Genomic DNA, 12,646 nt, shown 5'->3' with positions numbered 1-12,646 from the left:
CGGTGTTAACGCGCCGCAGGCAGTTTAGCGTTGATGACCTCAAGCGCTTTTGCCAATGCCGCGTCGATGCTCAGTTCGGTTGTGTCCAAGTGAACCGCATCTTCCGCAGGTTTCATCGGAGCAGTGCTGCGCTCAGCATCGCGCGCGTCGCGTTCTTTGACATCTGCCAGAACCCGTCCGCGCGTCACGTCAGCACCCTTGGCGCTGAGCTCAAGATACCGGCGTTCGGCACGCACTTCGGCGCTGGCCGTCACAAACAACTTCACCTCGGCATTAGGACAAATCACCGTCCCGATATCACGCCCATCCAAAACAGCCCCCCCAGCCCTACGGGCAAAGGCGCGTTGAAAATCCACCAACGCGGCGCGGACCTCGGGAATGACTGCCACTTTGGACGCGGCTTGTGCGATTTCGGCAGTGCGCAGATCGCCTTGCGACAATTCTTCGGCGGTCAAAGCCTTTGCCGCGTCGACAGGATCGACACCCTTCAAAACGCGTCGACCCACCGCACGATAGAGCAGCCCTGTGTCCAGATGGGCAAACCCAAAATGCGCTGCAACGGCCTTTGAGATTGTGCCCTTGCCCGCTGCCGCAGGCCCGTCAATCGCGACTGTGAAGCTCACGAGCGTTCGACCTTAGCACCCAGCGATGCCATCAACGGTTCAAAAATCGGGAAAGACGTTGCAATCGGGCCGCCATCGTCCACGCTAACTGGCTTCTGCGCGCCCATGCCCATCACCATGAAAGACATGGCAATGCGGTGATCCAGAAAGCTTTCGCAGGTGCCGGCCCCGGGAACGTTGCCGATACCCAGCCCTTCGACCGACCACCAATCGTCACCCTCATTGACCGTCACACCGTTTGCGCGCAGGCCACGCGCCATGGCGTCGATGCGGTCGCTTTCCTTGACGCGCAGCTCTTTTACACCGCCCATCATCGTGGTGCCGGTTGCGTTGGCCGCAACCACGGAAAGAACCGGGTATTCATCGATCATCGAAGCCGCGCGTTCCGGCGGCACGGTGATCCCCTTCATGTTCGGCGAATATTTTGCACGCAGATCGGCAACAGGCTCGCCACCCTCCTCGCGCTCATTCTCGTAAGTCAGGTCTGCACCCATCTCACGCAATGTGGTGAACAAACCAGCGCGGGTCGGGTTCAGGCCAATGCCGGGCACCAGCACATCCGAGCCGGGTGTGATCAGCGCAGCGCACACTGGGAAGGCCGCGCTGGACGGATCACGCGGCACGGCGATAACCTGCGGCTTCAATTCAGGACGTCCTGTCAGGGTAATGACACGACCTTCATCGGTATCTTCAACCGTGATCTCAGCGCCGAAGCCAGCCAGCATACGCTCAGAATGGTCGCGGGTCGCTTCTTTCTCGATCACAACGGTTTTGCCGGGGGCATTCAATCCCGCCAGCAACACAGCAGATTTGACCTGGGCCGAGGGTACGGGCACTTCGTAGCGAACCGGCACGGGGTCTGCCGCGCCCACGATGGTCATTGGCAGACGCCCCCCGGACCGACCAACCGATTGCGCACCAAACAGGGCCAGAGGGTCAGTCACCCGCGCCATTGGGCGTTTGTTCAGGCTGGCATCGCCCGTAAAGGTCGCCGTGATCGGAGAGGTTGCCATAGCGCCCATGATCAGTCGCACGCCGGTGCCTGAGTTGCCGCAATCGATCACCTGATCCGGTTCGGCAAATCCGCCAACGCCCACGCCATGCACGGTCCATTCCCCGCCACCGTGATCCGTAACCTCAGCCCCAAAGGCCCGCATCGCCTTGGCCGTGTCCAAAACGTCTTCGCCCTCCAGCAGGCCCGAGATCCTGGTCTCACCCACAGCCATCGCGCCAAGGATCAGCGACCGGTGCGAGATCGACTTGTCACCCGGCACCTCGGCCGTGCCGGTCAGCGGGCCGCAGGGATGCGAAGTCATCGGGATGGGCGTGCCGTGTCCGGACATGGGGGCTCCTTTTGCGCTATCAGTTCAAGGCGGATTAGCGAATTGGAGCGGCTTGGTCCAGCGGCAATGAGCGCAAAGCGGTCTCTCAGGCTTCACCCAGCCATTTCGCTGGGTTTTCTTCGGCGATCTGCCGGAAAATCTCCTCGCCCAAGATGTTGCGCAGCCGGAAACAGACCGCCTTTTCTGACAGCGCTTCTTGCCGGGTCATGTAGTAATCTGATCCAAACAGGACACGCGACCTGAGGCGCTCACCTTCTTCATCCTCGCCGGTTAGAAAAATGCGCAAGAAGGGGGCGTAATCCTCGAACTGGAACAATGTGTAAGAGATATCCGTCCAGAGGCCCGGGTAATTTCCGCTGCCGATCATCTGCCGGATCGCCACTTGCCAGTTCCTGTTGAAGGCGTCGTCCAGCGGGTTCTTGCGATCTGGATTGACATAGGCGTCCCAGTCCCGCTGCCCGCCAAAATGCGCCAGGCAAATCCGTAGCTTGGGATGAGCACGCATTACGGGAATAAACGCCTCTGGCTCGGTATAGCGGTCGGCCCAATAGTTCGAAAGATAGCGCCCCTGAACGCCGCCGCGTGAGCAATGCGACATGACCGGCAGGTTCAACTCTTCTAACCGTGGGTAAACATGCTGCATTAGAACCGGATCGTCCGGTGCGAATCCAAGACGCGGATAGAGTTTTAGGCCGCGAAACTTCAAACCATCGATGGCCCGCCAGAGTTCTGTGGCCTGTGGGTCCGCCCGCGGGTCAATCGTTGCAAAGGGTATCACTGATCGGCCGACCTCGGGGTCGCCAGACAGCTTCGCCAACTCGTCATGTTGCGCGCTCAAGGAAACCTCTGGCGTCCCAAAGCCAAAGGCTGACATCTCCATTGGCAGGACGACAAAGCGGGTATCGCTCGGATAGTGTCGCCTCAGGTTGTCCAGAATATCTCGCTGGCTGCCCGCGTCCGTTTCCTGCTGAAAGCGATAGAGCCTGTCCAGTTTCTCGGCGGCTGTATGCTGACCAACCACACGGGCACCAAATGCCAGGGCTTTGATCAGCCAAGGCATCTTCTTGAATGGCCTGAGCGCCGGATAAGGGTAATCCTCGGGCACATGGCGCGCGTGAAACAGGTGCGTGTGGCAGTTCGTGATCCGTATGTCAGACATGGCAATCCTGGAAAAAACAATGCTGAAATGCGTGCTCCGCACACAGACTAACATAGTGTTCAGGATTACAGAAATTTGAAACTGATCAGGGTTCAATCCGACGGAAGGTCAGGTAATGTGGCACCCGCCCTTCCCGCAGGGCTTTTTGTTCGTATCGGGTTGAAATCCAGTCATTCCAGGGCTGACGCCAATCCGCTGGGCGTTCCGCCAGCCATTCGAATTCCGCGCGTGGAACTTCTTCCAGCGTTTGGCGCACATAGTCGGGAATGTCGGTGGCAACGCGAAAGATCGCACCCGGCTTCAACACCTTTGCCAATGGCTCCAGATGTTCAGGCGTCACAAAACGGCGGCGATGATGGCGGGTCTTTGGCCAAGGGTCCGGATAGAGCAGGAAGGCGCGCGAGATGCTGGCTTCGGGCAACACATCGAACAGATCGCGCGCATCGCCGGGATGTACAGCCAGGTTCTCGACCCCCGCTTGCCGGATTTTACCCAGCAGCATCGCAACACCGTTGATATAAGGTTCTGCCCCGATGATGCCGATATCCGGGTTGCTTTGCGCCTGATGCACCAGATGTTCACCGCCGCCAAAGCCAATTTCAAGCCAAACAGGCTTGCCTCCGAACAGCCCATCCAAGTCCAATGGGTTGCGTTCGGGGTTGGTTTCCCAATCCACGGCACCTGGCGACAGCGCGGCCAAGTCTTCATTCAGATAAGTCTTTTGGCTGGGCTTCAGGGTCTTACCCTTGAAGCGGCCATAGAAATTTCTGCGCGGGCGTTGTGGGGTCTCGGTGCTCATGGCGGTGGCCATACTGCGCGGGCCTTGGCGTTGCAAGTGCGCGACGTGCCCGCAACAAAAAAGCGCGCCCGACAGGCGCGCTTTCTTTCTGTTTGGATCAGACTGCGGCTTTCAGCGCGTCAACCAGATCAGTGCGTTCCCAGCTAAAGCCGCCATCTGCATCAGGTTCACGCCCAAAATGGCCGTAAGCTGCAGTGCGCTGATAGATCGGCTTGTTCATTTGCAGATGCTCACGAATGCCGCGCGGTGTCAGATCCATGACCTGCCCAACGGCCTTTTCGATAACTTCATCTGAAACGTGACCTGTTCCATACGTGTCAGCATAAATCGACAGCGGCTTGGAAACGCCAATCGCATAGCTCAGCTGGATCGTGCAACGCTCTGCCATGCCAGCAGCGACAACGTTCTTAGCCAGGTAACGTGCGGCATAAGCAGCGGAACGGTCCACCTTGGTCGGGTCTTTGCCCGAGAACGCGCCGCCGCCATGCGGGGCCGCGCCACCATATGTGTCAACAATGATCTTGCGACCGGTCAAACCTGCGTCGCCATCCGGGCCACCAATCACGAATTTGCCCGTCGGATTCACATGCCATTCAGTATCAGCAGACAACCAGCCTTCGGGCAGAGTTTCGCGAATATAGGGTTCAACGATTTCGCGGATGTCATCGGATGTCAGCGCTTCATCCAGATGCTGCGTCGACAAAACGACCGAGCTTACGCCGACCGGCTTGCCATAATTATAGATGACGGACAATTGTGACTTGGCATCGGGGCCCAGCGCAGGTTCGGCACCGCTTTTGCGCACTTCGGCCAGACGACGCAGGATAGCGTGCGAGTACTGGATCGGTGCGGGCATAAGCGCGGGGGTTTCGGTTGTGGCGTAACCAAACATGATGCCCTGGTCGCCTGCACCTTCGTCTTTGTTATCCGCAGCATCAACACCTTGTGCAATGTGAGCGGATTGTTCGTGCAGCAGGTTTGTTACCTCGACGGTTTCGTGGTGAAACTTGTCCTGCTCATAGCCAATGTCTTTGATACAATCGCGGGCAATCTCTTCAATACGACCCATGTAGTCGTGCAGCTTGTCTTTATCCGACAGGCCGACTTCGCCGCCAATAACGACACGGTTGGTCGTGGCAAAGGTCTCGCAGGCCACACGTGCTTCGGGTTCTTCATTCAGAAATGCGTCAAGGACGGCATCCGAAATGCGGTCACAGACCTTGTCAGGGTGCCCTTCGGAAACGGACTCCGAAGTAAAAGTATAGTTCTGTCGGGACATAAATGTGCTCCATTAGGGTTTCTCTGCCACGCCAGGAAGCCGTTGTGACAGGTCAAAGACGCATACGCCCACGTGCAGGTGCGGTCAATCTCTAATAGTTCTCGCGCAAGCGAGCACTGAATAGGATGATGGCGCCAAGAAACAAAAGGATCACAAGAACGGCACTGTCTCCTGTCCGCGAATAAATAGTCGACTGTTGCGGCAATGGAAGGACGGCATCGAGATATCCGGCCTCGCCCAAAGACAAAGAGGCCGTGACACGGCCCAGAGGGTCGATCATGGCCGATATACCAGTATTCGCTGAACGGATCATCGGCAGGCCCTGTTCGATCGCCCTCATCCGAGCTTGAACCATATGCTGATACGGGCCAGATCGGGTTCCGAACCAGGCATCATTGGTGATCTGCAAAAGGAAATCCGCCCGCCCCGATGCACCGTTTACATCTTGTGGAAAAACGGCTTCGTAGCAGATCAGCGGCAGAGCATTCCCCAGCTCTCCCATATCCATCAATTCGGGGCCAGGGCCCGCGCTGAATCCATGGCCTGTCGTTGCTGCCATTCCGTGAATGCCAAAACGCCCCAACAGGTCGCCGAAAGGAACATATTCTCCGAAAGGGGCCAGATGGTGTTTGTCATAAAGCCCTGCCTGCTGCCCGTTGGCATCAAGTTGGATCATCGAGTTGAAAATCCTCGGCCCGTCTCCGCGCTGTATGCCCAGTACAACCGGGGTTCCCTGCGCGGCATCTGCAATCGCGGCTAAAAACGGTTGTGCACTGCCAAGCCAAGCGGGCACAGCAGTTTCAGGCCAAACGATCAGATCAGGCTCTGGTCGGGCGGCGGTGTACTCAATCTGCCTTGAAAAGAACAAAGGGGCGTATGCCGGATCCCATTTTTGATGCTGAGGCGCATTTGGTTGCACCACCCGAACGACGTGCGGTCCGTCGTGAACCGTTGGCCGTATCGCGGCATAGCTTAACGCGACGACGGCCAATCCGGCTGTAAATACCAGTGACTGCACCAGCCCTCGAAAAGGTCTGGGGTGCATCATTGCCGAACCGATTGGGAAGGTCGCGGCGAACGTCAGGGCGTTTAACCCAAACGGCCCGAACAAAGACAACAATTGCGCTACTGGTGTATCGATCCAGACCTGCGAAACCCCTGCCCAAGGGAAACCGGTTAGCACGTAGCCTCGGGCCAGTTCAGCCAAGGACAGGGTAACGATCAAGAGCAAGCTTTGGTGAAAAGGTGACGCGCCCGGGCGGCGAGACATCCAAAAAGAAACGGCCCAGAACAGGGCGAGGCCCCCTGCCATAAACAACAGCGCAAACGGTGCCATCCAGGCGTGGCGTTCCGCGTCCACCTGAAACGGCTCGATGATCCAACTAAGCGCATGCGCGAAATAGCCCGTCGCAAAGACCCAACCTATCCAGCCAGCCCGCGCGCGGGTTTCACTAGCCAGAAAAATCGGTACGATCAGGATCAGAGACAGGATAGTAAGTGCCCAATAGCCATAAGGCGCCAAACCAAACCCCGCCACTCCGCCCAGCATGGCGACGGCCAGTAACCTCAGCGGGAAAGGCCAGCCCCGCGTGGGGGTCATGCAGCGATATCCGGCAGCATGACGCGAAGCCTTTTTATACGTCGCGGATCGGCGTCGATGACTTCAAATTCCGGTCCTTCAGGGTGGATCACAACCTCTCCCCGTGCGGGCACACGGCCCGACAGCATGAACACCAAGCCGCCCAGAGTATCGATTTCTTCTTCATCCACGTCTTCATGGCTGGTCAACGAGCGGCCAATCTCGGCCTCGAAATCCTCAAGAGGGACACGGGCCTGAACGACATAACAACCGGGCTTCTCTTGCACCCAAAGCTGATCTTCATCTGCATCATGTTCGTCTGCGATTTCACCTACGACCTGCTCGATCAGGTCCTCGATGGTCAACAGGCCATCAACGCCACCGTACTCATCGATCACCAACGCCATATGGCGTCGCTCCGTCTGCATTTTGGTCAGCAGGACGCCGATCGGCATTGAAGGCGGCACGAAAAGCAGCGTGCGCAGCATCGAAACGAGATCAAAGTTGCTACCTCCGCCATTGAACCCATGAGTCAAGGCAAAGTCTTTGAGGTGGACGAACCCCAGCGGCGTATCCAGGGTACCTTCATAGACCGGGATTCTGGAAAGCCCGCTTTCGCGAAAGACATCCGCCAGCTCGTCCTTGGAGATCGTCGAAGGGACGGAAATGATTTCTGCCGTAGGAATGGCGACATCTTCCACGCGCATCCGACGCAGGTTAATCATCCCTCGGGATTGGGGTACCGTTGCATCCTGCCCGTTCAACACCGGTTGCGGTTGGGACTCATCACCCGAAAACGCATCTATGATCCTTGAAAAGAAACCGCTTTTCTCTTCGGTCGCATTGCTGCTGTCCTGTGGTTGCGCGCTGTGCGCCGCCCTAGAACTGCCGTCTGTCTCGCCCATTATCCTGTTCCAACTGATCGGGTCATCTGACCCCTTCATACCTTATATGGGTCATCGATACCTAATTTGCCAAGTATCTCGACCTCAATCCCTTCCATCAGGGTGGCATCAGGATCACGAATGTGATCATACCCCAGTAAATGCAACGTTCCGTGAACAAGCAAATGGATCACGTGATCGTCCATCGCCTTCCCAGCCTCCGCCGCCTCACGCGCGCAGGTGTCGAAAGAAATCGCGATATCACCTAAGGGGATTTCACCTGTAAAGTCCGGCTCCGGTGAAACCGGCTCCTGACCCGGCTCTTCCGGGGCCAGATCCTCGGCTGGCCAACTCAGAACATTGGTGGCACTTGGCTTGCCGCGAAACTCTGTATTCAGGTCTGCGATCCGCGCATCGTCGCAGCCCAGAACGCTAACTTCACAGACCTCAGAGTCCAGCTCGACAAACGTCAAAACAGCAGAAATCGCCTTATGCGACAAAGCCTCAAGACCTTGCCACCGATTGTCTTCGACAGTGAGTTCCAGCTTCATCTTACCGCACATCAGCCCTTGCAAAGGGCCTTGCACTCAACTGGTATCGCGGCCCGCATCGGCCTCATACGCTTCGATGATGGCGGCGACAAGCGGGTGACGAACGACGTCTTTTGAGGTGAAGTAGTTGAAGCTGATATTTGGTATCGTTTTCAACAACCTTTCAGCATCCGCCAAGCCTGACTGCACCCCGCGCGGCAGATCAACTTGCGACCTGTCGCCGGTAATCACCATACGACTACCCTCACCCAAACGGGTCAGGAACATCTTCATCTGCATGGTCGTCGCATTCTGCGCCTCGTCCAGAACCACAAAGGCGTTCGCCAGCGTTCGACCGCGCATGAATGCCAGCGGAGCGATTTCGATTCGTTTTTCCTCAATCAGCTTGGCCAGTTGCTTGCCCGGCAAGAAGTCGTTCAGCGCATCATAGAGCGGCTGCATATACGGATCGACCTTGTCCTTCATGTCACCGGGCAAGTAGCCCAGCTTTTCACCCGCTTCGACCGCTGGGCGGCTCAGGATGATTCGATCCACGTGGCCGCCGATGAACATCGAAACACCCACAGCCACCGCCAGATACGTTTTCCCCGTTCCCGCAGGACCAATGCCAAAGGCCAACTCGTTCTGGAAGAGCGACTGAACATAGGCCTTTTGGGCATCCGTGCGCGGTTCAACCAGTTTCTTGCGGGTCTTGATCTCGACCGATCCGCCCTTGAACATTTCAAGCTGATCGCCGTCGCGGGAGCCAGTGCCTTGTTCCGAGGCCCCCATGCGGAGCTCGCGATCTACATCCGCAGCCTCTACCTCGCGCCCACCTTCCAGGCGAGTATAGAGCGACTGCAGAACCTCCACGGCGTGTTTCTGAGCATCTTCATCCCCCATGACAACAAGCTGATTGCCACGACGTACAATCTGGACGGAAAGCTTGCTTTCAATATCCGTCAGATTGCGGTCATATTCACCACACAGGTCAATCAACAATCGGTTGTCGGGAAATTCTACAAACGCCTCGCGCTGGGGCATTTCATCTTGCGGTGGGGTCAGGGCACCGATGGCCAATCCGTTCTCCTGTCTTGGCTGTTCACCCTGAGCGTAGACAACAAAACTCGGTGGGCGCAAGCCACAGTTTCAAAAATTAGTGCTTGGATGACAAAACAGCCGAAATATGCCGTTCGGGTCTACATCAAAAGGTGTAGTTCAGCCCAAATCTCAGGCCGCCATATTTAGGTGTCGACTTAGTGGAAAACCCCGAGCTGAACGCAATGGTTTTCGAGTCGAATTGGACGTATTCGTATTCACCGGTAATCGACCAGCTGTCGCTCAGTTTATGTTCGGCCCCGATGCTGGCCGAGTATCCGTTCCGCCGATCAGTAACCGCGAAATTCTGCGTCGAACTGCCTGATGTGATGCTGTTGGTCGTGTCAACGTCACCCCACAAATAGCCGATGCTGACAAAGTACAGGATTCGTCCGCTGCGGTTGGTCAGACCATTTCTAAACCGGATCGCCAGCACATCTGACACCTCGGTCCCACCCTGAACATCGAAACCTCCAATCCGGGCACCGACACTGTCATCGAAGGATCCGAGCTGATACCCGATTTCAAAGCCATATACGTAATCACGGCCACCTCTGGCGGGCAGGATGCCGCGCCAGCCTCCACGAATCTCTCCGTAAGAGCCGGACAAATCCTGTTCGCCGATATCGAACAATCCGGCGGGTGTCCTGAGGCCGAAACGATCATCGCCACCCGCGCCATACCCACCGGCCAAACCCAGATAGAATGCGCTGACGTCGCTGCCGAATCTGGACGGGCTGATCACTTCGGGTTCCGTCACAGTTTCCTTCAGATCACCTGCTATTGTCGCACTGGCAAGAAGAGTGGCAACCGATGCCGCAGGCAATGTTCTGCCAAGTTTTGAAATCCTGAAGTTCGTAAGGGTCGTCACTCGTGCCTCCATAACTCCGGCCGCAAGATTGGCCTAAAACCGTTTTTTGCACGCAAAACTTCACGCCCGGAAAAACTTGGCCCTTCTCCGAACATAGTTCCCAGCGATAAATCAAGGGTAAATTTTGGAAACAAACACCAATTATGGTGGCTGGTTGGTGGATATTTGACGATCTACAGCAACTCACCTGCCAGTGAATTTGCACCCGACTTGGTGATCCGAACTTCTTTCAAATCTCCAATCGCGATCTCGGGACCTTTTACGTGAACCGAATGAAGATACTCGGATTTTCCGACCATCTGTCCGGGCAGGCGGCCCGGCTTTTCGAACAGAACACGCACAGTACGGCCCACCATGGCATCCTGAATTTCCCGCTGATGCCGAGTGATCAGTGCTTGAAGCCTTTGCAACCGTTCATCCGCCGCCGCGGGGTCCACTTGCGACCGTTCGGCCGCTGGCGTTCCGGGGCGGGTCGAGTATTTGAACGAATATGCGTAGCCGTATTTGACCGCTTCGACCAAATCCATAGTCGCCTGGAAGTCCTCTTCCGTCTCTTCGGGGAAACCGACGATAAAGTCGCCGGACATCACAATATCCGGGCGCGCCGCGCGAATTCTTTCGATCAGACGCAGATAGCTTTCGGCTGTATGGCTGCGATTCATCCGCTTGAGAATGCGGTCCGAGCCCGACTGCACCGGCAAGTGCAGGTAAGGCATCAGCTTGTCGCAGGTGCCATGTGCCTCGATCAGATCATCCGCCATGTCGTTGGGGTGTGAGGTAGTAAAGCGAATCCTCTCTAACCCGTCGACCTTGTTCAACTCCCAGATCAGACCGGCCAAAGTCATGTCCCCGTTCGGGCCCGCGCCGTGATAGGCATTCACATTCTGCCCCAGCAGAGTGATCTCGCGCACGCCGCGCTCGACCAGATCATGCGCTTCGCGAATAATGCGATCAGCCGGGCGGCTGACCTCAGCACCACGTGTATAGGGCACGACGCAGAAGGCGCAGAACTTGTCACAGCCTTCCTGAACAGTCAGAAACGCCGTCGGGCCTCGCTTGGCCTTGGGGCGGTTCTTTAGCTTCTCGAACTTGTCCTCTTCGGGAAAATCCGTATCCAGCGCCTTTTCGCCGGCGCGTGTCTTGGCCTCCATCTCTGGCAAGCGATGATAGCTTTGCGGGCCAACGACCAGATCGACCAGAGGCTGGCGGCGCAAGATCTCTTCACCCTCGGCCTGCGCGACACAACCCGCAACGCCGATTTTCAGATCCGGCTTCTCGGCCTTCAGACCCTTGAACCGACCCAGTTCGGAATACACCTTTTCCGCGGCCTTTTCGCGAATGTGGCAGGTATTCAGCAGGATCATGTCCGCATCATCGGGCGTTTTGGTTTCAACATAGCCCTGCCCGCCCAAAGCCTCGGACATGCGTTCGCTGTCATAGACATTCATCTGACAGCCATAGGTCTTGATAAACAGCTTCTTCGGTTCAGACATGGATCGGGCCTTTGCATTCGCGGGACCGGCGTCATCTATATGCTTCGAACGCCGCTTGCAATGCGGGCGCAATTACCCGAATTTGGCGGGACTTTCCAGCAAGGCAAAACCGAAAACACGCGATGAAGTACGAATCCCCGGACCATTTTCTGAAATCGGGTCAGACTGCATTGGCCATAGGGCCCATCGCATTGATTTTTGCCGAAGACGAAGTCGAGCTGGACAGCACCGTGCGGCATCACCTGAGGTTGGGGTTCAAGTCAGTGCTTGTGTTTATGCCTCAGAACCTCGCTCTCGACCCGGAACTGGCCGATCACGTGCATCGGATCACGCTGAAATGCACGCCCCGTACCGTGGTGTTTGACACCATAAACAGGATTATACAGGCCGCGCCCGGCCTTTGGATGTATTACTGTTACAACGCCGAATACTTATTCTTTCCCTTCTGCGAAACACGTAGCGTCGGCGAAATGCTGGTCTTTCACAGCGAAGAACGGCGCCATGCCATGCTCAGCTATGTCATCGACCTTTATGCTGATGATCTGAGCGCTTTTCCCAACGGAGTCGCTCCCGATCAGGCACTGTTCGACAGCACGGGCTATTATGCCCATACCCGCCACGACCCAAGCGGCCAACCGTTGGATCGCCAGGTGGATATCTCGGGCGGTTTGCGCTGGCGCTTTGAAGAGTACATTCCATACGAGCGCCGCCGTATCGATCGGATTGCCCTGTTCAAATCGAAAAAAGGTTTGGTGCTACAGCCTGACCACACGTTCAATGAACCGGAATACAACACCTATTCCTGCCCCTGGCATCACAACATGACTGCGGCCATATGCTCTTTTCGGGCGGCAAAAGCCTTGAAGAAAAATGCAGACTCCACATTCGATATTCCCAGTTTTCGCTGGCGAAACTCGGTGCCGTTTAAATGGCAGTCCCGCCAGCTCCTGGATTTGGGTTTGATCGAATCAGGTCAGTGGTTCTGAGG

The 12,646-nt window shown here is 56.7% G+C and carries 12 protein-coding genes and 1 riboswitch; of the genes, 1 reads left to right on the top strand and 11 read right to left on the bottom strand.

Annotation, left to right across the window (positions count from 1 at the left end; genetic code table 11):
* Positions 1–5: 5 nt before the first annotated feature.
* From cmk to miaB, 11 genes are all read right to left on the bottom strand, one after another.
* The gene (cmk, locus tag I9187_RS03020; protein ID WP_171181433.1) at positions 6–623 is read right to left on the bottom strand and encodes a (d)CMP kinase; all 618 of its coding nucleotides are present in this window, start codon (positions 621–623) and stop codon (positions 6–8) included.
* Positions 620–1,966 carry a 3-phosphoshikimate 1-carboxyvinyltransferase gene (aroA, locus tag I9187_RS03015; RefSeq protein ID WP_171181435.1) on the bottom strand — a complete coding sequence of 449 codons (1,347 nt, stop codon included), beginning with the start codon at positions 1,964–1,966 and terminating at the stop codon, positions 620–622. Before aroA ends, cmk begins: the two co-directional genes overlap by 4 nt.
* An 85-nt stretch (positions 1,967–2,051) precedes the next feature.
* Positions 2,052–3,125 carry an amidohydrolase family protein gene (locus I9187_RS03010; RefSeq protein WP_171238955.1) on the bottom strand — a complete coding sequence of 358 codons (1,074 nt, stop codon included), beginning with the start codon at positions 3,123–3,125 and terminating at the stop codon, positions 2,052–2,054.
* Positions 3,126–3,210: 85 nt separating this feature from the next.
* The gene (gene trmB, locus I9187_RS03005) at positions 3,211–3,924 is read right to left on the bottom strand and encodes a tRNA (guanosine(46)-N7)-methyltransferase TrmB (protein ID WP_171181440.1); all 714 of its coding nucleotides are present in this window, start codon (positions 3,922–3,924) and stop codon (positions 3,211–3,213) included.
* Between the two features lie 97 nt (positions 3,925–4,021).
* Positions 4,022–5,203: a methionine adenosyltransferase gene (metK, locus tag I9187_RS03000; protein ID WP_209940055.1), complete on the bottom strand. Its 1,182-nt coding sequence runs from the start codon at positions 5,201–5,203 to the stop codon at positions 4,022–4,024.
* 5 nt (positions 5,204–5,208) lie between these two features.
* A riboswitch (SAM-SAH riboswitch) is annotated at positions 5,209–5,257 on the bottom strand.
* A 37-nt stretch (positions 5,258–5,294) separates the two neighbouring features.
* Positions 5,295–6,803 (bottom strand): apolipoprotein N-acyltransferase, encoded by a 1,509-nt coding sequence (gene lnt, locus I9187_RS02995; RefSeq protein ID WP_171181445.1) that lies wholly within the window; start codon positions 6,801–6,803, stop codon positions 5,295–5,297.
* Complete coding sequence (locus tag I9187_RS02990; RefSeq protein WP_171181446.1) at positions 6,800–7,687, bottom strand: hemolysin family protein; 888 nt, start codon at positions 7,685–7,687, stop codon at positions 6,800–6,802. The genes lnt and I9187_RS02990 overlap by 4 nt, the downstream gene beginning before the upstream one ends.
* Positions 7,688–7,722: 35 nt before the next feature.
* Positions 7,723–8,217: an rRNA maturation RNase YbeY gene (gene ybeY / locus I9187_RS02985; protein WP_171181455.1), complete on the bottom strand. Its 495-nt coding sequence runs from the start codon at positions 8,215–8,217 to the stop codon at positions 7,723–7,725.
* Between the two features lie 36 nt (positions 8,218–8,253).
* Positions 8,254–9,276 carry a PhoH family protein gene (locus I9187_RS02980; protein ID WP_171181457.1) on the bottom strand — a complete coding sequence of 341 codons (1,023 nt, stop codon included), beginning with the start codon at positions 9,274–9,276 and terminating at the stop codon, positions 8,254–8,256.
* Between the two features lie 124 nt (positions 9,277–9,400).
* Positions 9,401–10,165, bottom strand: coding sequence for an outer membrane beta-barrel protein (locus I9187_RS02975; protein ID WP_348540065.1), 765 nt, complete (start codon positions 10,163–10,165; stop codon positions 9,401–9,403).
* A 173-nt stretch (positions 10,166–10,338) separates the two neighbouring features.
* Positions 10,339–11,658, bottom strand: coding sequence for a tRNA (N6-isopentenyl adenosine(37)-C2)-methylthiotransferase MiaB (gene miaB / locus I9187_RS02970; protein WP_171181461.1), 1,320 nt, complete (start codon positions 11,656–11,658; stop codon positions 10,339–10,341).
* Between the two features lie 122 nt (positions 11,659–11,780).
* Here miaB and I9187_RS02965 point away from each other — a divergent pair, with 122 nt between their 5' ends.
* Positions 11,781–12,644, top strand: a complete 864-nt coding sequence (locus I9187_RS02965) for a hypothetical protein (RefSeq protein ID WP_209509883.1) — start codon at positions 11,781–11,783, stop codon at positions 12,642–12,644.
* Positions 12,645–12,646 lie beyond the last annotated feature (2 nt).

Source organism: Ruegeria sp. HKCCE4148 (assembly GCF_017872495.1).
In the GTDB taxonomy this organism is placed as follows: domain Bacteria; phylum Pseudomonadota; class Alphaproteobacteria; order Rhodobacterales; family Rhodobacteraceae; genus Ruegeria.
Note: the sequence above shows the minus strand (reverse complement) of the source record. Positions and strands in the feature narration are given on the sequence as shown.